We start from the raw sequence: 23,921 nt of genomic DNA on the forward strand, positions 1-23,921 counted from the left end.
CATATATTTATTTTCTCCTTAAAAAACTTCTATTTTAGAAACATCATCAATTAAGAATTTAGTTAAAGCGCCTAACTGTTCTTTTGGAGTTATCCCAGAAGAAACAGCAATAGATGCTTTTACTTTTGCATTATCACCCATTTTTATATCTGTTATGGCATCCCCGATCATCACACTTTCTTCTTTTTTAATATTCAATTTCTTTGTAATATAATCAATCATGTCTGAAGCAGGCTTAGGATTGTCAACTGCATCACAACCAATAATACAGGCAAATTTATCAGTTAATTTTAAGTAATCCATAGACAACTCAGCCCTTGATGTTTTATCTGTAGTTGCAATGGCTAGTTTGCAAGATTTTGAATGTAAAGAATCAATTAAACTCAACATTCCATTTATTGGTTTTATCAAACCATCCAACTTGTTTTCTGTTTGAACATCAATATCTTTAAAACAATCCAAACAAACTTCATAAGCTTTTTTATACCCTTTTGCCTCTAAATAATCAACAGCCGCCTGCATAACTATTTCTCTCTTTTTGATCCCAACGGGTCCTTCTGGACGAAGACAATTATTTTCTTGGTCAACCCCCATCTCAAAAACAATCCGGTTTGTATCATCTTTTGATAAAAAAAACTTTTCTGATATAAGATAAGCCCGCATCTTTATCATTTGAGACCAATAATGATACAAATCAATTAATGTACCATCCCTGTCAAAAATGACTAAATTAATATTATTAATAATTTCGTTATTAACTTTTAAATTAACCACTAATTGCCTCCAAATTTTGATCGACTAATTTTTTTGCAATCACAAGCCCTTTTTTTAAAATCCTCAAATCACTGTCAAAATCTTTATGATTTATAAATTCAGCAACCAGTTTACGGGCATAAGTCCCAATGGAAACCCCATTAACTTTAACCCCACAAAGATGACAAAGTTCACCTGTTCTACTATTAGTACCACCTGAAGCCAAAATAATAACCGGCAATTTACTTTTTCTTACAATATCAGAAATTGCAACTGCCTGAAGAGTAGTATTGTAATCATCGCTTCCCCCACTCATTGGAACGCCATCTGCTTGAATAATCATTCTATCAGGAGCAAAAGCCAAAGCATCCTTTATTCTCTTCAAAAGATGTATATCAGACAATTGTGAACGATCTAAACACATACTAATATAATTATTTTTTAAATACTTATTCACCAATTTCCAATCCTGCATGACAGAATCATCATCGGAAATAATTGCATGCAATTCAAATGTTTCCACTCCATTTACTAAACAAGCAGGGAGTATTTTATCTAATTCTCTCCTTTTATCAAAAAACTGAACTGCGCTTGAAGGGCAAATTTTTGAACATTCACCACAACCGATACAACGTTTTTCTATTATTTGATGCTCATTACTAATTGCATTTTGAACACACACAGACAAACAAGCCCCGCAATGGAGACACTTGGCCTGGGCAACATTCGCTTTCCTAATATGAGGATCACCACGCATACCAATGCTAACATTAATAAATGGTCTTGTTCTAAGCTCTATTCCAAGTTTTGGCGCAATCTCGTAGGCTTGATTAACTCCAAGGACAGAACTTTTTACTACATCAAGATTTGCTGAAATATCAATACCAAGTGCGCCAGCTAAAGTATAAAGAAGAGACAACTTTCGAACCTCTTCTGCATCTTCATTTCCAGCTCCACACACAATTTTAAAGTATTGACTCTTCTCAAAAATCGATTTTAACTCTTCAAATCTATTCATAAGTAATTATTTATCCCTTTGTAAAACTTCCTATAATTTGTAGGAGTAATAATGTGAATCCCTTCCCCTCCCTTACCACACAGATATTCCTCAATTTCCTCCAAATGCTTTAAATTTCCAAAATGTTTATCCAAAATCACATCTCTATCCCCAGTTTCATCATTTTCTTTATAAAAATGAACATCCCCATCAGCAGTAGCGCGCATATAACCATCAAGTCCTGCGACAAAAATACGTTTTGCTCCAAAAACCCATGATAAAGCAATTAAGAAGATAGAAACAGTTCTGCAATTTGAACTAATTAATCCATCTTTGATATCAAAGGCAACATCATCTAGATCATTATAATAAATAAGTTCATACTCGCGTCTTACATAATCATCAATCATCTCCTTTGGAATATGTTGACCAATTAAAAGCTTAGATTTGAGAGAAACAGTATCCACATAGTCAACAAACCGACGCTTATTGGTAAATAAGTGATAATCAGGAACAAAAAGCCCTCCTAAGTAATTAGCCCCTAAAACTATTGGTTTGTACTTTTCAATAAAAAGAGAAATTAAGTCTTTATACTTTTTTAAACTTGGTCCATTTGCCAAAACCAAAAAATCTGACCCATTATGTCTATTAACATAAGAAATTTTGTCACTGTTTTCGTTTATCCCTTTTTGTTCATTTTCAGCAGGTTTTAAAGCCTTTTTCTTGCCAAATAGTCCATCACGAATAATTTGATCAACAATGTCTTTTTTAAAGCCTATTGGTTTCTTGGCTTTTATGACTTCAAAAATATTCCAGATATCTTCAATGTCATACTCTTTTCGCTCAACCAAATTTTTAGCATAGTTTGGATGACATTCATTAATACCTGAAAGCATATAGGGTAAATTATATCCCCAAAAGTTTTTTTCTTTTAGTTCAACAAAAAATCGATCAATCAAATTTAATACTGGGATTACGTTATACTTGCCTGGCATCATTTGATGAAAATAGGAAAGTAAAATTTCTGTTGGTAAATTACCAGCACCACGCCCCATACCAAAAACAGAAGAATCAACAATATCTACTCCAGCATCAATTGCAGCAAAAGTATTAGCAAAAGACATTAGTAAATTATTATGTGGATGAAATCCTAATTTAAAGTTTCTATCCTTTAACAAAGGGGTAAACAACTCTTTTATTTCATGAGGAAACATGGACCCATAGCTATCAGCTATATATACGTAATCTATCCCCTCTTGATTAATTAAAAAAACTAATTCATTTAACTCGTCAGTAGAATAACTAATGTATCCCATCAAATTTACAGACACTAAAAAGCCAAGTCTTTTTATTTGTCCCGCAATATTAACTGCTTCCTTTGCTTTATCTTTATGAAAGGCCAACCTAATTAATGAAACATTGGTACCAAGATATTGGTTTAAATCATTTAAATCAAACTTACCATAATCAACCATTAAAGCAATTTTTGCCCCATTTATTCCTCCTGTAACACTTTTTATATCTTCAAAAGAAGTAAAACGAAATCTCCCAAACTTTTTAGGATCAAAAAAATGTTCTACTCCATGATAGCCCAATTCTATATAATCAATACCAGCTTTTGAGAGTGCTCGATAGGTTTCACGTACTAATTTGAGATCAAAATCCCAATTGTTAACATATCCCCCATCACGAATGGTACAATCAAGAATTTCTATTTTATTCTTATCCTTCACAGGCTACCTCTTTTCGAACAAACTGGTTCGACAAACTACTTCTTTCTTTATTATATATTGCCCAATAAAACCCTTTCATTGAAAGAAGCTCTTCATGTTTTCCCTCCTCAACAACCTCTCCCTTTTCAAGCACAATAATTTTGTCAGAATCAATCACTGTAGAAAGCCGATGAGCTATAACAATAACAGTTCTATTTCTAGAAATATTATTTATTGCTTTTTGAACTATTGCTTCTGAAATGTTGTCTAAAGAACTTGTAGCTTCATCTAAAATAAGTATTTCAGGTTTATGAACCAAAGCTCTAGCAATTGCAATACGCTGCCTCTGCCCTCCAGATAATTTCATTCCCCTATCTCCAACAACAGTTTCATATCCGTCAGCAAGAGATGCTACAAAGTCATGAACATTCGCATCTTTTGCAGCTTGAATAATCTCATTCATATCAACATTTAGACCAAAAGCAATATTCTCTGCAAGTGACGCATTAAATATAAAGGTATCTTGAGTAACAAATCCTATTTTTGAAAGCCAGGAACTTATTTTACAATCTTTAATATCTATGCCATCAATTAAAATTCTGCCATAATTAACATCAAAAAGCCTTATAATTAAATCTGCAATCGTAGACTTGCCCGCGCCAGAATGACCAACAATAGCAGTCATTTTCCCCTTTTCAAAAGAAAGCTTCAATCCCTTCAACACTCCTTTACGCCCAGGATAAGAAAAACTTACATCCTCAAATTTTATCTCTTTCTTAAATTCTTTTATCTCCTCGGGCCCATCCTTAATTTGCTTAATATTCTTATTTAAAAGTGAGTAAAGAATTTCTACAATAGGCAAAGTTCCCATAATTTGAATTCTCAAATTCCCAAGTTGTGAAAGAGAAGGCATTATTTTTTGAAAAGCATACGCAAATGTCCCAAGTATTGGCAAAATAACTGCAAAATCAGCAGAATATAAAACTTTGGCTAAAATCAGCAATAACGATAAAAGCACGATAGTCATCGTATCCAATAAATACCCTGGTATAAGTGAGAACTCCCTATCTTTTTTTGCCAATTTAAAATAGTCCTGCATAGCTGCAAAAAAGTTCTTTATCCAACGATTTTCAGAAGAAAACACTTTTATTTGTCTTATCCCGCTTATTGTTTCACCAAGTAAAACATTTTGTTTCTCACAAGCCACCACTCGCCCCTTCCCCATGTTGTAAGAAATATTACTTGCTATATACTTAGTTAAATAATAATATAAAACACCGACCAAAATTATCGCGCCTGATGCATAAGGTGAAATCCCGATCAAAATAAACCCAACTGCCAATAATTTAGCAAACTCTGAAAGAGCTTGAGGTAAATAAGTAAGAATACTGCCAAGGGACGATGGCGCAGAATAAACCCGATATATAATTTCTCCTTGTTTATGATCAAGGAAATACTGATAATCTGCAGAAATACATTTTACAAATACTTTTTCTTGAATGTCCTGCCAAACTTTAAAGCCAGCAACAGAACTAACAATGCTCTGTAAATATCCAAACCCATTCTTAAAAATTACTGAAAAAATAAGCAATAGACAAGAGCTAATAAGTTTGTCTTTTATAGGAAAAAAATTTAAAATAAAAGTTATTATCTTGGCAATTCCTCCTGCATCAGCATTAATTCCAACCGCAGAATTTAATATTGAGAATAATATCAATACATTGATACCATCAAAAAAAGAACTCGCAAAAGTTAATATAGTAATTCCAAAAATATAATGCGGATACGGCTTTAAAAAATACCAACATATTTTCAAGCGAGGATTATTTATAAAATTTAAGAATTTCATTATTTAATTGCTAATTCCTTTTCCTGGCTAACATTGTCATATTGCTACTAAGGTTGTTATCAGATAAAAATTCCTGAAATTTTTTCTTAATATTATCTTTAGCATTCAAAATAAATTCCGTAAATTTATCAATATTAAGACCAATTTTCTCTTTGTACTTATTTTCCAAAATATTAACATCCAACTGTCCAGGAGTTTGAACTTCTATCACATCAAAACCACACGCATTTAATAATATAGACAAAGAAAAAATATTAAAATAATTCAAATGATTTGGAGCATTAATATTATCAGACAACCTTCCTAAAAGTAATAGATCAAATCCCAAAATATTAGGAGTTGTAAGATAAAGCAATCCATTTGGCCTTAAATGACTATAAGCCTTTAAAATAAATTCTTTAGGCGAAAACAGGTGTTCTATTAATTCAAAGGCCACAATAACATCCGCCTCAGCTTCATATCCAGAAAATTCCTCAAAGACACCTTCGTAAACATCTATTCCGCGATTTACACACAATTTACAAGCTTGAGTAGACGGCTCAATGTTTAAATGTTTTTTAAAATTACCACTTTTTTCTTTAAGTTTTTCTAAAAAAAGCCCGTTTCCGCCTCCAATCTCAATAATCATTTCTCTATTATCACAATATCTATCCAATAAATTTAAAAACATATTGACCCGGGGTAGGAAAATTTTTTCTTTTCTAATTTCCGCTGTTTTTTCTAGAACTTCTGACATGAATAAACTTATAGATTCTGCTTCAGAATAAAATTTGGCCAAAACTTCTTTTTTGGGCCTTGGGTTCACAAATAATGTATTGCAATCACATCTAAAAAAACTAAAAGATTCTTTTTTAAATTCAATCGTTGCTTTTGTTTCCCCGCATGCAGGACAATCAATATAAACCATTCTATCAATATCAAGTTCATTAGAGTCATTCATAAAGAACTTTTTGATATCTAAATTATGTTTTTCTGTAATCATTTTAAGTGTATCTTTAGGTCTTATTTCTTCTTCTTTCATTCATTTCTTCCTTTGATTTTTATATAGTAAACATTAATATAAAATAATTTATTTTTTTGTTTTACTCAATTACAAGATCCCAAGTTATCGGGGTTCCTTTCTTTGTATTTTTAGAAATTTTTTTACCCAATAAATCATTTATATGTTTTGGAGAAATTCCGCCAGCAGGTCTAATAGATTTTAAATTATCTAAAGTGAATAGATCTCCTGCTTTCATATCATTTACAACATAAAGTGAACGCCTAAATCTCATTGTTTTTTTCTCTTCGGCAGTAGGGATATAATTAACCGTCCCCAATGCTTGCCATGCACGTTCAGACTCAATCACTAAATCATGCATCTCTTGTGGCTCCATTGAAAAGGCTGAATCAATTCCTCCATCAACTCGTGATAACGTAAAGTGCTTCTCAATAACTGTTGCACCTAAAGCAACACTAGCAACAGAAACACCTAGGCCTAAAGTGTGATCAGATATTCCAACAGAACAATTAAATCTAGCCATCATGTCTGGAATTGTTAATAAATTAGAGCTAGATGGAATTGCAGGATAAGAACTTGTACATTTAAGAAGAACAATCTTGTCATTCCCTTCATTTTTACAAGCATCAATAGCTTCTTGAATTTCTTCTATTGTTGCCATCCCTGTAGACATAATTATAGGCTTTCCTGTTGAAGCTATTTTTTTAATTAATGGAATATCAACAATTTCAAAAGAAGCTATTTTATAACAAGGAACATTTAAAGATTCCAAAAAGTTAACTGCAGGTTCATCAAACGGAGTGCTAAACCCAATAATTCCTAATTCTTTACATTTATCAAAAATAGGCTTATGCCATTCCCATGGGGTATAAGCTTCTTTGTATAAATCGTAAAGTTTTTTTCCCTTCCACAGACTATTAGAGTCATTAATAATAAACCCTTCCGCATTTGAATCAAGTGTCATTAAATCTAACGAAAATGTTTGAAGTTTAAGCGCATCTACTTTACACTTTGCGGCTGCTTCAACAATATGCAAAGCTCTTTCAATCGACTGATTGTGATTGCCAGACATTTCAGCAATAATGAAAGGTTTAATTTTTTCCCCAATCTTTATATTAATACGTTCTTTCATAGATTAATGCTCCTCACTAGCTCAAAGGCTTCTGCATATGCCAAGCCAACTTCACACCCACGTTTTTCAGCAAGGATTTCAATCCCTTTAATTGATCTAGGATGTGGCCATTCTTTCAATTCATTTTTATAGGCTTTCATAGCGTCTATTTTTTTCTCAATAGTTTTAGAAATATCCACATAAACATTTGGCTTAAATGTATTAGGCCAGCTCCACTCAGTTGAAGATAATGTTTCAAAACAGTATATTTGCTTCACCATTTCTCCTGCAATTGCTCTACAAGCGGTCAAAACAGCATTAAAGGTTATCTGATGATCTATATTCAAATCCTCCCCGTGATGAGTAAAAATGACATCGGGGATAAACTTGTTTTTTACATTTTCTATAACTTTTACTAAATCTAAAAGTGGAACGGAATCAAAACGATTATCAGGAAAATTTAAAACAAAATTCTTTTTAACTTTTAATATCTTTGCCGCATCATTAATATGATTTTTTAACTCTTTCATTTGTTCAATATCCATGGCCTTTTCTCTGTTTTCATATCTCGAAGTAATTCCTTCTCCTAAAATTAATATGGCAACGTCTATTCCTTTTTTCAGTAATTTTGAAATTGTTCCCCCACAACCTAAAACCTCATCATCAGGGTGTGCAGCTACAACTAAAACATTCTTCATATTAGAAAACATCATTATCCCCCAATTCAAATTTATAATTATTTACATTTTCTAGTAATTGCATATTTGTGTATAGAATAAATTCATTAAACAATATAGGAGAAAATCCCTTTGACCGGAGTTTTTCATTATTTTCTGAGTTTTTGAATGCCCATACATCAACAACACCATTAAATCCTTCCAATAAATTACAATCTGACAACTCAAGAATCTGCTTTTTATTATTATATTCTTTCCAAATAATATAATTATATTCATCAATAATACTTTGATAATAAATTGTTTGAGGCTTAGAGTATCTCCATTTAATAAAATCCAAATTCTTTTGTATCTTAAAATAAATATCTTTTTTAGATTCAATATATTTAAACTGATTAATATCTAATTTTTCATATCCTTCACCTGAAACAAAGCCACTTAATAATTCTAAGCCTCCATAGCTTTTCCACCCTATCCTCTTATGCCCTTTTACAGCTTTAGAATTAGGAACACCAATAACTAAAGGGAACTTAGAATCATTAAGAGAAAATTCTCCCATAGCTTGGAACAAACCTGTCCCTTGAAATCGAGGAATAACTCCCACGTTATTACATAAGGCGCCTTTTATAATTACTCCATCAACTTTTATCAAAATAGGAAGCAATCCATACATAGCAACAGGTTCATCATTTTTGAAAGCTGCATACCATAAATTCGCCCCTATCGGACAGGAAGAGAACCAATCAATCAAATCTTTTTTAAATTCTCTGTTAAAAATCAACTTAAACAGAAGCAATATGTCTGAGCTTTTATTTAATTTTCCAAATTTCATTTTTGATTTATCAAATAAAATAGGGTATTTGTTTTGATTCATAAATTTATCTCTCTTGATTTACGCATAAACTTCTTACAATTCATTGCCATTTTAACAAATGCAACTATTTCTCCATGTTTTACATCAACACAATTAAATAATTCAAAGAAACCAGCATTTCTAAATGATTTAATAGAAGCTAAATTACTACTTTTTATCCTTGCAATAAAAATATCCACATTATTTTCTTCTAAAAATATTTCACAAGACAATTCAATCATCTGTCTTGCATACCCATTTCCTCTCATTTTTGGGACTACATTAATATCAAATTCAGCAACATGATTATTTAATTTATCAAGTCTAACTATTCCAATTTTATTTTTTTCCCCATCTTCTGCAATATAAATAAATCTATTAGGATTTTTCAATGAATCATTAAACCAAATCTTATGATCTTCATAAGATATTATCCCTGAGCAAAAATTAGCGTTTCTTGTTTTTTCGTCGTTTCGCCAAGAAAAAACATCATTACAATCTTCATCTAATACAGTTCTTAAATAAATTTTATTCATAAATATTCTTCAAATTTCTGATATCTCCTACAAAATCATTTAAATTCTTCATTGATGATTTCAATGTTTCTATTGTTAGCATAGATCCATTTTGTATAAAAGACAAAGTAAATTTCATATCGAAGCTCCCCTCTCCGATATGCAAATGTTTATCATAAATTCCTTGAATATCTCCATCTGTTAAATGGTACATTGTAGGTTTTAAAGAAATAAAATTTTTAATGTAGTGGGAGCTATCAATATTATGCGCATTTGCAGAACAGATAGCATGGCCAATATCCAAACAAAATCCAATTTGAACCTCTTTGATTAAAAACTCGATTTCTTCAGGTGTGGTTCCATTGCAGATTAATCCATTATCTAAAGCATAATAAGGCTTATTCTCTATTAATATCCTAGAATCATTAATATATTTCAATTGACTAGCCGTTTCTTTAATATTTCCATCAATTCCAGGATGGAATATTATCCAATGAGCATTTAATTTATCTGCAAAATGCTGAGCTTCATGAGCTAATTCCATGTTTTTATAAAACTTATTTTTTTCAGCTAAATTAAGCCCATCTCTAAAATGAGGAGCATGAATAATAAATGGTATATTTAATTCCTGCCAAACTTTTATATAATTTTCATAAGAATCAGGAATTACATAAAGTTCAATGTAATCATATGTGCTATTCTTATAAAGCTTTATTGCTTCTTCTATATAATTATTATTCGTCGACCATAGTTTCAAACCAAACTTAAATTTCTTCATCATATTGCTAGTCCCTTCTGAACTATATGTGAATTTAACATGGTAAGATGATCATGTTGTTTTAAAAACCTCAACACATCATTTAGTGTAAAATAATTATTTACTGGATAAATCCCATCATATATTTCCCTAATCAACTCAAAATCCTCTTGTGTATCTAACGTAAGCCTATATTTTGAATCGTCTCCATTTCCTATAAATTGTTTTATCTTGAATTTTTCTTCATTCTGATAAATATATGGAGTAACATGCTCTCGCTGGCAGTTCTCTTTGGCAAAATTAAAAGCTTTTTTAAGAGAAGAAAAATTCATGATTTCAACATCAAGGCCTCTTGGAAAAGTACGCTTTATGGTATTAGATAAATAATCTACGGATGGATCCTTTAAAAAGGTTGCTACCATGCTATCAATTATATCCGCATCTACAAAAGGACAATCTGAAGTAATCCGAATTATCACATCAAGATTGTTTTCTTTTGCTGCATAATAGTATCTCGAAAGAACGTCTTCCTCGCTTCCTCTAAAATATTTCAGATTATTTGATTTAGCCAGAGAAACGATAAGATCATCTCTTGCATCAATAGTAGTTGCAATGATTATTTCATGGACATTTTTACAGCCTTTTAATCTGTCAATAATATGTTCAAGAACAGGTTTATTTTGAACAGGAAGCATAATTTTACCCGGCAATCTAGTAGATCCCATTCTTGCCTGAATTATTATTCCAACTTTTCTCTGATTTATATAACCATTAATTAAAAATTCTTGCAATAACTCTATGGAACGATCATCAGGACATTCATCGTATTCTCTTAATAAGTAATAAGGAATATCTTTTAAAGGAGATACTTCACCCAAAATAATCTTATGAGTCATTTCAATTAACTTATCGGGATCATCAAACACTAGTTTATCTTTAAAGATTTTAGAAAAAGGATGATTATAGTGTACTTGATCAAAATAAAGTCCTTCGACACCAGAAATAATGGCAATTGTGGAAGAACTGGTCATACCCTGTGTAACAACAATATCTGAAATGCCTATTACCTTTACATAAGACCAGTCCTTTGGATTTAAGATATAAACATTATTGAGATTATTTAGCTGTGCTATTATTTTATCAAGTTTCTCTCTACAACCATCAGAAAAGCTATGGGTTTGAATTGGAACCTTAGGTTTTAACAAAATTGTAAGATCATTATTCAATAAAGCCATTTTTAATGCTATTTCATAAAAAATGACAAAATGATCTTCTGTCATTTTGCATTCTATCCCAAATGACTCATCAAAAAAACTAACTACTTTTCTTGATACGTCAATCCCTGCATCTGCAAGTATTTTATGCCTAAAAGCCCTTGATTCTTTAATATATCTTTTATTGAAAAATCCTATAGGCAACAACATCTCCTCAGGGCCTTCAACGCCCTTTACATGCGCTTTTCCCCATAAAAAATATTTATCACATCCTAAGAAAGAAAGAACTGATTTATTCAAATCAACAGATAAATCAGACCAGTGAAACAAATAATACTTAGATCCGTAATTCTGGCAAACAATAGACTCTGCAATATGACTAAAACTATAAAAAGAATATCCGAGTTCAGAAGTAATTTTATAATTAGAAAATATTTTTTCATATTGTAAAGCAGAAGCTTTGAAATGATAAAAAACACTGTAAAACAACGTATAGTAGTTAGAATTTATTAAATTAATTAAAATTCTAACGCCAGAAAACACATATTTGGGCAAAACCCTAAAAATAAATTGTTTTAACCCCATTGGCAACGAATTAAACACAAAATGTTCATAATCAGAGTTTATAGCATCATTATATCCGACCAACCTACATCCCTCCAAATAAATACCTCTTGAATAAAGCAATAAATCTTCTTTTTTTATATTTTTATCATCTACAAAAAAATCATCTCCACAACAATGATCTATTCCTGTGTGCAAACCACTAACAGCTTCAGTCATAACCTTAAATTTTTTAACTTTCAAAAAAAGTTTTATTCCGCGAAACAAACTAACACAAAATACAGAATAAACAATTATTAACAAATTAAGAAGTTTTATTACTGTTGATGGTTGATTTTTCCATTTAATTGGCGGTATCGTTTTAAATTTAATTAAGTATTTCTCTGCTGCAAAACGATTTAGAGGATTATCTTCTAAGACTATAACATTATTAATATTATTTTTATATGACATTTCATCTAAACACCTAAGAGCAATAGATAAATATTCAACTATCCATTTTTTCAGCAATGGATTAAAACGGTCAGTATCAAATAATTTATTCATTGATTTTGTAAAATATGAATCTAATAAGGCATTTTTTTCAACAAACTCATTTGTCAATTCTACTAGATCTGAATAAATCCAATTTAAATATTCAATTCTTCGTTTCCCATTAAAACTTCCCAACAAATTTACTTCTGCAAGCAAATCAATTTGAATGGCTTTCCTTATATTTCTAATTTTTCCTCTTATAGTTTCAAGCATCAAAATATCTCTCTTATTTTAAATTTTTCAACAATTTTTTTTGTAACTTTAACAACTCTTTTGATGTCACAATCAGACATTTTAGGATAAAGAGGCAAAGTTATCGAGCACTCATAATATTTTTCCGCATTAAGACAAAGTCCCTTTTTATAACCTATTTTTTTGTAATAAGGCTGATAATATACAGGAATATAATGGACATTTACGCAAATCCCATACTTGAGATACTCATTAAATATTTCTCTTCTAGTAGCGGATAATTTATCAAGATTAAATTTCAAAATATAAAGATGATGTACATGGTCAATATAAGGTTTAATGCTTAAAGGCTGAAGCTCTTCATATCTACAAAAAACCTTATCATACTCATTTGTTATTTGTTTTCTGCGTTTAATAAAAACTGAAAGTCTTTTAAATTGACTAATCCCCAAAGCACTTTGAATATCTGTCAATCTATAATTAAAACCTAGAGCCTGCATCTCATAAAACCATGGTTCTGGATTTATTTTTAATAAATTTGGATCTCTTATTATTCCGTGACTTCTGAACAATTTCAATTTTTTATAAAAATCTTTATTATTAGTTAATACCATTCCCCCTTCACCGGTGGTAATATGTTTTACAGCATGAAAGCTTAAAATCGTAAAATCAGCATATTTCCCTGAGCCAACAATTTCCCCTTTATATTTAGCCCCCAAAGCATGTGCAGCATCTTCAATAATTATAATATTTTTTCTATTTGCAATGCTTCGTATTTCTGACAAATCAGCAGGCTGTCCTGCAAAATCTATAGGTATAATTGCTTTAGTCTTTTTTGATATTTTTTTTTCTATCTCTTTTGGATTTATATTAATAGTATCTTCAAGCACATCAGCAAATATAGGCTTAGCCCCACAATACAATATACAATTAGCAGAAGCAACAAAAGTAATCGGAGACGTTATAACTTCATCTCCCCTTTTGATACCTGCAGCTAAACAAGCAATATGAAGGGCAGATGTCCCGCTATTTACGGCTACAACATATTTTGCTCCGCAATGTTCAGCAACTATTTTTTCAAATTTTTCAATTAAAGGGCCTTGAGTCAAATAAGAAGACTCTAAAGCCAACTTAACAGCTTCAATATCTTGAGCATCTATCCATTGTGTTGCATAAGGAATTTTTTTCACTTAAATATTCGCCATCTCCTGAACTTCTTGAATGCTTAACCACCTATCATTTTTATCACTTGAATACCTAAATCCGTCTGAAACATTTCTGCCTAAAATATGATTATCTTTATCCCACCAATTAAATGCCGGCTGAATAACATAGCAATCATCCAATTCTTTAGTATTTCTAGAATCATCTTCAGAAATCATCACCTCATGCAATTTTTCTCCAGGACGAATTCCAACTATTTTTGTCTTGCAATCTGGAGCAATAGCTTTTGCTATATCTAAAATTTTTACACTTGGAATTTTTGGAATGAAAATTTCTCCACCGCTCATCCGCTCAAATCCACTTACAACAAATCGAACTCCCTGTTCCAAGGTTATAAAAAATCGTGTCATTTCCGCATGAGTAATTGGCAAAACGCCTTCTTCTCTCTTCTTTTTGAAAAAAGGGATAACACTGCCACGACTTCCCACAACATTTCCATAACGAACAACCGCAAATTTTGTACCATCTTTCCCAGCATATGAATTAGCAGCAACAAACAGCTTATCAGAACATAATTTGGTAGCACCATATAAATTAATTGGATTGCAAGCTTTGTCAGTACTTAGAGCTATTACTTTTTTTACCTTTGAATCAAGGGAAGCTTCAATTACATTCATTGCCCCTAAAATATTTGTTTTTATTGCTTCTGTAGGATTGTATTCCATGGCAGGGACCTGCTTTAAAGCTGCTGCATGCACAATATAATCAACTCCATGTAAAGCACGCATTAAACGTTCTCTATCGCGAACGTCTCCAATAAAAAACCTGATATTCTCATATTTATCATATTCCTGTTGCATCTCAAATTGTTTTAGCTCATCACGGCTATAAATTATCAATTTTGCCGGGTCAAATTCATCCAAAACAATTTTTGCAAATTTTTTACCAAAAGAACCTGTTCCTCCCGTAATTAATATGACCTTATCTTTAAATATATTCATCATTTTTCTCCTTATATTAAACTATTTGTTTAATCAATTTTTAATTAAACGCTCAAATTCTTCAATCCATTTCTCATCAGATTCTGATGATACACGTGCAAAATAATTGCAAAATTTTTTGCGCGCGGCTTGTCTTTTTGAATCATTCCACCAGGTTTCAACATCAATATAAATAGAATTAATAGCCATAGCCGCATCTTTCGGCGAATCATAAAGTATTCCTACATTACGCAATTCATCAAAAATAACCCGTGCTTCAGATTTCAACTGATAAGTTTTCGCAAATGAAATTACTGGTTTATTTAAAGCCATTACTTCCATAAAAGAAGTAAAAAGATGATCAAGCACAACAAGACGACAATTATTAATTCTTTCTAAAAATGGAACCGTCATATCTTCTAAAATTATTTCAGGGAACATATCTTTCAAGCGATCAGAACACCCCCAATCAAAATCAATAAAATATAAACGAACACGTAAGTTATGTTTCCTATTTGAATCAAGCATATCCACAAAGCTAAATTGTTCATTTATATAATTTATAAAAGCATCACTATTGAAATATTGAAATCTAAAAAAATATCTGGGCATACTTGTTACCATAAAAAGAATATCTTCTTTTTTATTATTAGCGGACATTTCTTTTACACCTGCCATCTTATTGGCAAAAAAAGGTATGACTTTAGCAGCACAGTCCAATTGCTCCCAACCCCAAGAATAATATTGATCTGTTATTGCTAATTCATGCTTCTCAACTGCCATATAGTTATGAATTCCATATATTCCTCCATGTTGAGTGCCTATTAAAATAGTTTCTTTTTCAGAAGATATAGCGGCCAACTGCTTAAAATATTCATTAGAATACCAGGCGTTTGCACTAAATATCGCTTTCGGATTCACAGGATAATCTTTCTCGACTTCCTTTTTAAGCTTTGGATAACCTTCAAGATAAATTAATGGCAAATCAAATGGAAGCATACCATTAAAAATCGGCTCAAATCCTTCCAAGTTGCAATCAAAAGTTTTTAATTTTTTCCGCATTTCCAGATCAATTAAAATTGATTTACAATCAACTTTCTTATCAACCAAAAGCCTAACATTCTCTCTTTCTTTTTCAAGAATTTTTTTCCCGAAATCAGAAGTAAAATATGGATTAAAGATAAGAAGTGTTTTTTTATTGACGAAAAATTCATGGAAAAACTTTTTTATAAATTGATAAAGGTAAGATTTAAAAGATCTTTTATCCTCTTTTTCAGATTCAATGTATTTTTGGGTTACTTTATAACTTTTTTTTTGGGATTTTTCACCCAATAAATCAAGAATTTTTGTATATAATTGAAGATTATAGGAATCATCACTAATTAATTTAATAAATTCATTGTAATCTTGAGGAATAACAAAAGATTCTTCAGATAATCCAATAGTTACAAGATTTGGATATTTATTTAAGGCTCCCTTTAAAGAAAGGTAACGGTCATAAAGCACATGTACATAATGAAAAAGCCATGGGCCGATTAGAATCCTCCAATATTTTTTACCAAAATTCACCCCATGAATAGTATTTAATTTATCAGCTAGGATTGGAAGCATACACTCATAAAAATCATCAACATATTTAAAAGCAGCATAAAGTCGCTCTTTATCTTCCCAAGGACTTGGCAAAACAACCCCTTTAAGAGGCTCCCAAAAGGATCGACGACGATACAATCGGCATCTCTCCCCCAAAAACACAATTGGTTTTGAAGTATCCCAAAATTCTTCAATTGCTGTAGTTGCTAAAAATTTTTTTTCTTCTGAATTCATTATATTATCTAATTAATAATTAACTGTATTAATTTCCAATTCAATATTACGTTTCCGTTTATTTCTAAACGATCTCCTGATTTGGTTGAAACTGTATATGTTTGAAGATCATTCATATTATTGGATTCAGGCAGATCAAAATCCAACTTCATATTAATTGAATTTATTTCTTTTACATCTATAGATTCACAATATTTTTTAAACTTAGGAAAAGAATAAGTGTTTAAATAGGTATAATTATCAGCCGTCCCTTTAGATGCATTTGAGTAAATTTTAGTTATAAAATCAACATCCCCATCATAAAAAAGTGAAGTTATATAAATTTTATTTTTTGTTGCTTTAATCAATTCAGTAAGAATAGTTTTATAATAAGGCAACCAAGATAATGTTTTGTAATTAATTGTTATATCAAATGCCTTATGATATTTATCGGAAAGCTTCATAATGTCATAAACCTCAAAGTCAATATTTTTATTATTAGTAAAATGCTTTTTCCCTTGATTAATTAGCTCGTCAACATAATCAACACCTGTATAAAATTGATTAGTGTCAAATTCATTAAGAAAATGTATTAATCTTCCATATCCACAACATGCATCCAAAATTTTTTGATTTTTCTTCTCGAAATCTTCCTTAAGCAGAGAGAATAAATAATCCATTTGTTTCTCTTTTCTTAAAGGACAAAAATCATCTTTGTTGTCATACAAAGTTGCTTTAATTACATCTTTATAAATCAGATTTTCAGATCTTTCGTTCATATTAAATACTAAACATCACTTTGCGATACATTTTTTAATTGCCTCAGCTATATCATAAACATCATTAATACTATGAGGGAAACGAACGTGTTCATTGATCAACATTTCATTAAAATAAAGCCTTTCCGCATTTGGACATGTTCCAGAAGAATAATGCATAAAACATTCTTTATTTTCTGTGGCACTAAAAGGATAGCCATTCTTAAATAAATGCTTATTTTGATAAACCGGTTGAAGGTATAATGGCTTTGTATACCCTTGATAAAAGTTGATTCCTTCAGCATTAACTACTTTCACAAACTCACTTCGAGAAACTTTGGCAACTTCTGGCAAGAATCTTACTGGATAAACATAATATGTGCTCTTGCAATCTTTTCGACCTTGAAAAGGAGATAAAAAATCAATCTCTTTTAATTCATTAGTCAAATACTCGACCATTTCTAATCTTTTATCATTTAAATCATCAAGTTTTTTAAGCTGTTCTTTAGCGATTGCAGCTTGAATTTCAGTTAGACGATAATTGAATCCAGCAATATTTGTAATCTTTGCATATTGAGCCGGTCCAACAACCGCTTCACCATGGTTTCTAATTAAGGCTAATCTGTATCTTAATTCTTCACTGTTTGTTACACAAACCCCTCCTTCACCAGTTTGAATGGTCTTATTAACATTCAGGCTAAATACACCAATATCCCCTATCGTTCCCACAAATTTATCTTTGTATTTTGCTCCGTGAGCTTGGGCGCAATCCTCTATTACGCGAAAATCATTTTCTTTTGCTATATTCATTATTTTATCCATATTCGCAGGTATACCAAATTGATGAACCACAAGAATCGCTTTTGTTCTCTTAGTTATAAGCTTTTCTATAGACTTAGGATCAAGAGATCCTGTATCTAATTCAACATCAGCAAAAACAGGAATTGCACCATAAATCATCGGAGCCATTGCACAGGCAGACATAGTATATGGAGAAACAATAACTTCATCACCATAGCCAAGTTCTAAGGCTCCGACAGCTGCATAGAGTCCAGACGTTGCACTGTTAACTGCTACTGCGTAACCACACTTATAATAATCACACCACATTTTTTCCAAAGATTGAACTTCCGTACCACCGTAAAAAGAAAAAGGAGGATCAGGAACATGTGATCCCTCAAAAAGTGATAAATAACCACTATCTAACACTCTTAAAACTGCTTGTTTTTCTTCATTCCCAACCGTAAAGTTATCCATCCATGGTTTGGTTCTAACAGGCGTACCCCCATTAATTGCTAACTCTTCATTTTTTAAATCTAGATGCATATTTTTCACCTTTCCAAATAATATTCATCACTGTCTTTGCTTCATCGATAGAATAATCCTTGATCAAATTAGCTTTTTTCAATTTCAAATACCTGCTTATTACATTTATAGCATTTTGGATGCAAGATGAATTCTTTTTACCTAAGTTTAACCGTCGTGGAATCAACTCACTTTCCATTTTAGAATTTGTAAATTTTTCATCAAAAATATACCTATTCTCGAAATTTTCAATTTTCAATCTTGCTTTCTCAAACTTAAAATCAAAATCAAATAGCTGATAGTACTTTTCATCAAAAGCATGCAAATATATTTTTGCCTTGTTTTTATCAAATAATAGTTCTACGTCTAAAGTTAAATCATTTTGATATTGGGTAGTCATATATCCATAAATTTTTCTGATAAAAAGATTTTCATTAAACAAAAACAAAAGTGTATCTATTACATGTACGCCATTATGTTTCCACCCTCCATAATAAAAGACATCAGCTCTTATCAACTTTCCGAAAACATTCCTTTGAATCATTTTTTTTAAATTGATATATTTTGGATTAAAACGTCTTGAATGATTTATTAAAATAGCAACATTTTTACGTTTAGACAAAAGTTTAATTTTATTAAATTCGTTACTATTAGAACAAATAGGCTTTTCAACAAAAATCACTGAAGGAGTAACCTTATTTATCAGCATCCTATTTATAATTTCAAAATGAGTATTATCAGGAGTACATACGGAAACTACATCAGGTCGATGTTTATTGATGAATGAAATATAATCATTTCCATAACTATCACAATTATAAATTTTTGCCAGCTTTTGGGCTTTATCTAAATCTGTATCAATAAAAGCCACAACGTCAATGTTTGGCACATTATCATAAGCACGGGCATGACTAGATACAGAAGAATCTAAGTCACTATCAAAATATCCAGCAATCTTGCCACAACCAATTATTATTGCTTTAAACATTTTCTCTAAACCTCTTCCATCTTCTCACTACTTTTTGATTTATTTTCTTCAATGCCTCATTCTGATCTAAATAATCCAAAATTTCAGCTAAAGAAAAATAATCCTTTCCTATACTGTTAAAATGTTTAAATATCCTAGATATAAGTTCAAAATCTTCACACGTATCGACTTCCAAATAAATATCTGGATGATAATAATGAGAAGGGGCTTCCAAATTACAAATTCTATATTTATGCTTATTTTGCGTAATGTGTATACTAACGTGCTCCCTTAATGGATCATTTCTTAAAACAAATTCATCGGCTTTTATTAATGCTTTTCCATTATATACTATTACTTCTTGCCCAGGAGGGTAAGTTGTTTTTAGTGAATTTGATACAAAATCATACACATTTTTATATTTTAGATAATAACCAATGAATTCATCAACGATTTGCGGATCTGGAAGAGGAGAATCCCCAAAAAACTCAACATGTACATCTACTTTAAATTTTTTTATTAAAGAAGCAATTCTATTTAAAACATCATTTTCGCTACCTCGGAAATATTTAATGTTATGATTATAACAAAGACTAACAATTTCATCATCGCTTGAACTAGTAGTTGTAGCAACTACTATATCATCTAATAATCTAGACTTTTTTATTCTCTCTATTTGCTGCAAAAGCATGGGTTTACCGGAAATTTCTTTTAAGACTTTTCCTGGCAAACGAGTCGAACCCATCCTTGCTTGAATAGAACCAATTATTCTTAATTTTTTCAATCTAAATATCCTTTTACAAAGTCAACAATTCTTTCTGTAGACCCTTTAAATTTTTCTGCAAAGTTAGATTTGTCGAATTTTATTCCCTTTTCAAATATTTCATTTAAAGATTGTTTATCTTGGACAAGAATTGTAGCCCCTATCCTATTTCCTATAAAACCTTTTTTATCATTAGGACGATAACTTATAACAACATCCCTAAGGACTGCGGCCTCCATAAGCAACATTGACCCCATTCCTATAAAGATATCAGAATATATTATCAATGGATTTAAATCTATTCCGTAAAGTATTGATACATTTTTCCTCTTATATTTATCATACTTATCCATTTTTTCTGAAGGATGCAGTTTTATTAAGAGGTGTTCTTTTTCTCCTATTAGGTCAAGGATATCTTCCAATACTTGGTATTCATCAAAACCTTGGTAATAACTACTGTCCATAGGAAAATCTTTTGCGTATTCTTCTGAAATAAATGTTATTATTTTTTTGTCAGCTAAATTCAAATTCTTCAGCCACTGGTCTTTTCCAATAATATTTGTTGCTTTTGTAACCTTATTTTCTAAAACCGGATTGCCTATTGCATAGATGATATTTCCATCCAAGCCTTCTTTTTTTGCTTCATCTCTGGCATATTCATCGTTTACTAATATAAAATTTGGCAAAACTAAAGCATTTTTTAGTAAAAATCTTTCTTTATACCATGACCAATGATCTATTATAGAAATAACATTAATATTTTTTTCTATTCCAAATTTAATAAAAGCTTTATCGATAGAATTTCCCCAACTTGTGCCGGTAATAATGAGTTTTATGGGTATTTCTTTAAAATTGGCTTCTACAAACTTACCATATTCTTCTTGCGTACTAAAATCGATAACAGTACTTTTTATATTATTTACATCAAATATTTTTTGAGCAAAAGAAGAAGCAACACAGATATAAGGTTCATTTAAAACCTTTATAATTTCGCTTAAATAAGCTGCTGGCCCTGCATCCTTAGTTGAGAAAATTATCACTTTATTTACGTTTGCTCCTTGCTAGTATCAATATGTTCTCATTGTTAAGTAATATTTCATGTTCAATTATATAATTATCTTTTACTTCATTTATCAGCTCATTTCGGCTCCTCACATAGCCAATTGGGTTTTGCGGCAAAAACAAAGATATATATATTTTTTTTGTTTTTTTACGCGTTTTCCTCAAAATATCTTTCCAGTTTTTAATATAAGAAAGTATTTCCATCATTACAATTAAATCCCATTTTCTTTTTGTTTTAACAACTTCATCTACTGTTAATTGCAAAAATTCAATGTCAGGGTGTTTTTGCTTTGTCTTCATTATCGCTGTTTTTGAAATATCAATTCCAACAACTTTATTTCTACCTCTTTTTAAAAATGAAGTAAATGTTCCTTTCCCACAACCAACATCAAGAATAGGATTAAATTCATATTTATTGTTATTAATAATTAATAACGAAATTTGCTTATCTAAATGATTCATTTTCTCCTGAAACCAACTATCGTATCCAAATATATCTTCATTTTTATACATTTCTTCAAACTTGCCAATAAATTTTCTCTTTTTTGAATCAAATATATATTTATGATAAGGTTGACTATTCATAGGTTATTTACCTCCAAGCATTCCCCATGTAATTACTGTATCCTCATTGATATCAAGTTTAACTTTTTTATTCAATGCATCTACTAAGAACTTAGGTGAAATACCCGTTCCTGGCCTTTTACATACTATCATCTCTCTAGTTAAGACTGTCCCTTTTTTTATATCTCTGCTTGCAACCAAACTTCGACGTGCATAACTAACAGCATCATGTTCAGCAGCAACTGGGATTTTATCCGCTCTTCCTTTTGATAATTCTGCATTTCTTATATCTTGGACCATTCGCTTCAATTCAGGAGGATCAACTGACATAAAATGATCTGTCGACATAGAAAGAGATTTATCAATAGTAAAATGCTTTTCAATAACTTTTGCACCAAGCATTACGGATAATGACGGGACTAATGTACCAAGCGAATGATCTGATAATCCAATTGCAATATCAGGAAATTCTTTTTGTAAGGTTTGCATCATATTAAGATTTGCATCTTCATATTTTGTAGGATAACTCAAAATACAATGCAAAATAATTATTTGTTTATTTCCTGTCTCTTCGATAATTTCAACAGCTTCTTTAACTTCATTAAGAGTTGATGCCCCTGTAGAAAGAATTATTGATCTATTTTTTTTTGCAACATATCTTAAAAATTCATGATAAGTTATATCTGCAGAAGCTATTTTATACGCAGGAACATTCAATTCCTCCAGAAAATCAACATTTTCTTTATCGAAAGGAGTTGACAAAAATATAATATTTAATTCTTTTGCTAATTTAACTAAGTTAAAATAAACCGATTTAGGAAGAGAATCAAGTTGCTTAAATTCATCTATTTGAAAACCTTTAGGCCTTGCATTGTTTAAAAACTCATCCATATTATCAACATAGTATTTTGGGGCTGTCTTTGTAACTAAGTTCTCAGCACTATAACTTTGAAATTTAATTGCATCTGCGCCTGATTCAGCAGCTTTGATTATAAGGTTTTCAGCTAATATTGGATCTGAGTTAGCATTTGCTCCAGCCTCAGCAATAATAAAACAAGGATCATTAGGACCAACCCATTTATTCCCGATATTAATTCTTCTCATAAATCCACTCTATATCAAAAGGAAAGGAGTATTGTGGAAACTGTTTCTTTACATTGCCTAAAATAGCTGGACCATACTTATTAATAAGTTGTTTCAATCCGTTTTTCCATTCTTTCTCTTTATCAGTAAGACTTTTGCCATGCTTGTAATATTTAAAAAGTGATTTATTTACATAAAGCCCTTTATACTTTTTAAATAACCTAAAATACAGATCATACTCTTCAAAATACATATCTTCATAATATCCGATTTTTTCAAAGCATTCTTTTCTAATTAAAATGTTAGTTCCTACCATCTTGAACAAATTGAAATCTTCTAAACTTATTCTGACTTGTTTATCAGATTTCTCATAAACAATCGCATAATCAAAATAAACATATCCTATTTGATTGTTTTTATCCAATAAAGGAACAGTTTCATACAATGCTTTATCATCTAAAACATCATCTGCATCTAAACGCATAATATATTTGCCCTTTGAATTTTTTATGGCAATATTTATAGCCGATGACAAGCCTTTATGCTCTTGATGTATTAAATTAATGTGCTTTGAATGCTTTTTTAATAATTCCAAACTTTTATCGGTTGATCCATCATCGACAACTATTACTTCCATCAAATTCAAATCATAAGCTTGAGATATCGCGCTATTTACAGCACGTTCAATATAATTCTCATAATTGTAGTTAGTAATAATTATAGACGCATCAATCTCGCTCACAC

Annotated in this window: 22 protein-coding genes; all 22 read right to left on the minus strand. The window is 30.7% G+C overall.

Going from position 1 to position 23,921, the window contains the following annotated elements:
- Nucleotides 1-18: 18 nt before the first annotated feature.
- The 22 genes from A2290_03495 to A2290_03600 all read right to left on the minus strand — a co-directional run bounded on the left by A2290_03495 (nt 19) and on the right by A2290_03600 (nt 23,919).
- Nucleotides 19-774, minus strand: a complete 756-nt coding sequence (locus A2290_03495; GenBank protein ID OGC16652.1) for a hypothetical protein — start codon at nt 772-774, stop codon at nt 19-21.
- A complete protein-coding gene (locus A2290_03500) occupies nt 767-1,771 on the minus strand; it encodes a hypothetical protein (GenBank protein ID OGC16653.1) in 1,005 nt (334 codons plus the stop codon). Before A2290_03500 ends, A2290_03495 begins: the two co-directional genes overlap by 8 nt.
- Nucleotides 1,768-3,483: a hypothetical protein gene (locus tag A2290_03505; GenBank protein OGC16654.1), complete on the minus strand. Its 1,716-nt coding sequence runs from the start codon at nt 3,481-3,483 to the stop codon at nt 1,768-1,770. Before A2290_03505 ends, A2290_03500 begins: the two co-directional genes overlap by 4 nt.
- Nucleotides 3,473-5,311, minus strand: a complete 1,839-nt coding sequence (locus A2290_03510) for a hypothetical protein (GenBank protein OGC16655.1) — start codon at nt 5,309-5,311, stop codon at nt 3,473-3,475. Before A2290_03510 ends, A2290_03505 begins: the two co-directional genes overlap by 11 nt.
- 10 nt (nt 5,312-5,321) lie before the next feature.
- The gene (locus A2290_03515; GenBank protein ID OGC16656.1) at nt 5,322-6,332 is read right to left on the minus strand and encodes a hypothetical protein; all 1,011 of its coding nucleotides are present in this window, start codon (nt 6,330-6,332) and stop codon (nt 5,322-5,324) included.
- A 61-nt stretch (nt 6,333-6,393) separates the two neighbouring features.
- Nucleotides 6,394-7,443, minus strand: a complete 1,050-nt coding sequence (locus A2290_03520) for a pseudaminic acid synthase (protein OGC16657.1) — start codon at nt 7,441-7,443, stop codon at nt 6,394-6,396.
- On the minus strand, nt 7,440-8,120 hold the full coding sequence (locus A2290_03525; protein OGC16688.1) for a GlcNAc-PI de-N-acetylase: 681 nt from the start codon (nt 8,118-8,120) through the stop codon (nt 7,440-7,442). Before A2290_03525 ends, A2290_03520 begins: the two co-directional genes overlap by 4 nt.
- Nucleotide 8,121: 1 nt before the next feature.
- On the minus strand, nt 8,122-8,973 hold the full coding sequence (locus tag A2290_03530; GenBank protein ID OGC16658.1) for a hypothetical protein: 852 nt from the start codon (nt 8,971-8,973) through the stop codon (nt 8,122-8,124).
- Nucleotides 8,970-9,488 carry a hypothetical protein gene (locus A2290_03535; protein ID OGC16659.1) on the minus strand — a complete coding sequence of 173 codons (519 nt, stop codon included), beginning with the start codon at nt 9,486-9,488 and terminating at the stop codon, nt 8,970-8,972. The genes A2290_03530 and A2290_03535 overlap by 4 nt, the downstream gene beginning before the upstream one ends.
- The gene (locus A2290_03540) at nt 9,481-10,245 is read right to left on the minus strand and encodes a hypothetical protein (GenBank protein OGC16689.1); all 765 of its coding nucleotides are present in this window, start codon (nt 10,243-10,245) and stop codon (nt 9,481-9,483) included. The genes A2290_03535 and A2290_03540 overlap by 8 nt, the downstream gene beginning before the upstream one ends.
- A complete protein-coding gene (locus tag A2290_03545) occupies nt 10,245-10,949 on the minus strand; it encodes an acylneuraminate cytidylyltransferase (protein OGC16690.1) in 705 nt (234 codons plus the stop codon). The genes A2290_03540 and A2290_03545 overlap by 1 nt, the downstream gene beginning before the upstream one ends.
- A 1,799-nt stretch (nt 10,950-12,748) precedes the next feature.
- A complete protein-coding gene (locus tag A2290_03550; GenBank protein ID OGC16660.1) occupies nt 12,749-13,918 on the minus strand; it encodes a UDP-4-amino-4,6-dideoxy-N-acetyl-beta-L-altrosamine transaminase in 1,170 nt (389 codons plus the stop codon).
- A complete protein-coding gene (locus A2290_03555; protein ID OGC16691.1) occupies nt 13,919-14,887 on the minus strand; it encodes a UDP-N-acetylglucosamine 4,6-dehydratase (inverting) in 969 nt (322 codons plus the stop codon).
- 39 nt (nt 14,888-14,926) lie between these two features.
- Nucleotides 14,927-16,696: a hypothetical protein gene (locus A2290_03560; GenBank protein OGC16661.1), complete on the minus strand. Its 1,770-nt coding sequence runs from the start codon at nt 16,694-16,696 to the stop codon at nt 14,927-14,929.
- 8 nt (nt 16,697-16,704) lie between these two features.
- Nucleotides 16,705-17,454 carry a hypothetical protein gene (locus A2290_03565; GenBank protein ID OGC16662.1) on the minus strand — a complete coding sequence of 250 codons (750 nt, stop codon included), beginning with the start codon at nt 17,452-17,454 and terminating at the stop codon, nt 16,705-16,707.
- A 15-nt stretch (nt 17,455-17,469) separates the two neighbouring features.
- Nucleotides 17,470-18,759 (minus strand): hypothetical protein, encoded by a 1,290-nt coding sequence (locus A2290_03570; protein ID OGC16663.1) that lies wholly within the window; start codon nt 18,757-18,759, stop codon nt 17,470-17,472.
- Nucleotides 18,737-19,726, minus strand: a complete 990-nt coding sequence (locus A2290_03575) for a hypothetical protein (protein OGC16664.1) — start codon at nt 19,724-19,726, stop codon at nt 18,737-18,739. Before A2290_03575 ends, A2290_03570 begins: the two co-directional genes overlap by 23 nt.
- A complete protein-coding gene (locus tag A2290_03580; GenBank protein ID OGC16692.1) occupies nt 19,719-20,450 on the minus strand; it encodes a hypothetical protein in 732 nt (243 codons plus the stop codon). The genes A2290_03575 and A2290_03580 overlap by 8 nt, the downstream gene beginning before the upstream one ends.
- 35 nt (nt 20,451-20,485) lie before the next feature.
- The gene (locus tag A2290_03585) at nt 20,486-21,508 is read right to left on the minus strand and encodes a hypothetical protein (protein OGC16665.1); all 1,023 of its coding nucleotides are present in this window, start codon (nt 21,506-21,508) and stop codon (nt 20,486-20,488) included.
- 1 nt (nt 21,509) lies between these two features.
- The gene (locus tag A2290_03590) at nt 21,510-22,115 is read right to left on the minus strand and encodes a hypothetical protein (GenBank protein OGC16666.1); all 606 of its coding nucleotides are present in this window, start codon (nt 22,113-22,115) and stop codon (nt 21,510-21,512) included.
- A gap of 3 nt (nt 22,116-22,118) precedes the next feature.
- Nucleotides 22,119-23,198 (minus strand): hypothetical protein, encoded by a 1,080-nt coding sequence (locus A2290_03595; GenBank protein OGC16667.1) that lies wholly within the window; start codon nt 23,196-23,198, stop codon nt 22,119-22,121.
- Nucleotides 23,185-23,919, minus strand: coding sequence for a hypothetical protein (locus tag A2290_03600; protein ID OGC16668.1), 735 nt, complete (start codon nt 23,917-23,919; stop codon nt 23,185-23,187). The genes A2290_03595 and A2290_03600 overlap by 14 nt, the downstream gene beginning before the upstream one ends.
- Nucleotides 23,920-23,921: the final 2 nt, after the last annotated feature.

The organism is candidate division WOR-1 bacterium RIFOXYB2_FULL_36_35, assembly GCA_001771505.1.
GTDB lineage: Bacteria > Margulisbacteria > WOR-1 > XYC2-FULL-46-14 > XYC2-FULL-37-10 > XYB2-FULL-36-35.

Excerpts from the sequence above, each read along its gene's own strand:
- A2290_03570 (OGC16663.1), bottom strand. The coding sequence starts at position 18,759 with ATGCATCTAGATTTAAAAAATGAAGAGTTAGCAATTAATGGGGGTACG.
- A2290_03535 (OGC16659.1), bottom strand. The coding sequence starts at position 9,488 with ATGAATAAAATTTATTTAAGAACTGTATTAGATGAAGATTGTAATGAT.
- A2290_03520 (OGC16657.1), bottom strand. The coding sequence starts at position 7,443 with ATGAAAGAACGTATTAATATAAAGATTGGGGAAAAAATTAAACCTTTC.
- A2290_03545 (OGC16690.1), bottom strand. The coding sequence starts at position 10,949 with ATGGGATCTACTAGATTGCCGGGTAAAATTATGCTTCCTGTTCAAAAT.
- A2290_03595 (OGC16667.1), bottom strand. The coding sequence starts at position 23,198 with ATGAGAAGAATTAATATCGGGAATAAATGGGTTGGTCCTAATGATCCT.
- A2290_03530 (OGC16658.1), bottom strand. The coding sequence starts at position 8,973 with ATGAATCAAAACAAATACCCTATTTTATTTGATAAATCAAAAATGAAA.
- A2290_03575 (OGC16664.1), bottom strand. The coding sequence starts at position 19,726 with ATGTTTAAAGCAATAATAATTGGTTGTGGCAAGATTGCTGGATATTTT.
- A2290_03515 (OGC16656.1), bottom strand. The coding sequence starts at position 6,332 with ATGAAAGAAGAAGAAATAAGACCTAAAGATACACTTAAAATGATTACA.
- A2290_03500 (OGC16653.1), bottom strand. The coding sequence starts at position 1,771 with ATGAATAGATTTGAAGAGTTAAAATCGATTTTTGAGAAGAGTCAATAC.
- A2290_03540 (OGC16689.1), bottom strand. The coding sequence starts at position 10,245 with ATGAAGAAATTTAAGTTTGGTTTGAAACTATGGTCGACGAATAATAAT.
- A2290_03510 (OGC16655.1), bottom strand. The coding sequence starts at position 5,311 with ATGAAATTCTTAAATTTTATAAATAATCCTCGCTTGAAAATATGTTGG.
- A2290_03580 (OGC16692.1), bottom strand. The coding sequence starts at position 20,450 with ATGGGTTCGACTCGTTTGCCAGGAAAAGTCTTAAAAGAAATTTCCGGT.
- A2290_03590 (OGC16666.1), bottom strand. The coding sequence starts at position 22,115 with ATGAATAGTCAACCTTATCATAAATATATATTTGATTCAAAAAAGAGA.
- A2290_03565 (OGC16662.1), bottom strand. The coding sequence starts at position 17,454 with ATGAACGAAAGATCTGAAAATCTGATTTATAAAGATGTAATTAAAGCA.
- A2290_03560 (OGC16661.1), bottom strand. The coding sequence starts at position 16,696 with ATGAATTCAGAAGAAAAAAAATTTTTAGCAACTACAGCAATTGAAGAA.
- A2290_03525 (OGC16688.1), bottom strand. The coding sequence starts at position 8,120 with ATGAAGAATGTTTTAGTTGTAGCTGCACACCCTGATGATGAGGTTTTA.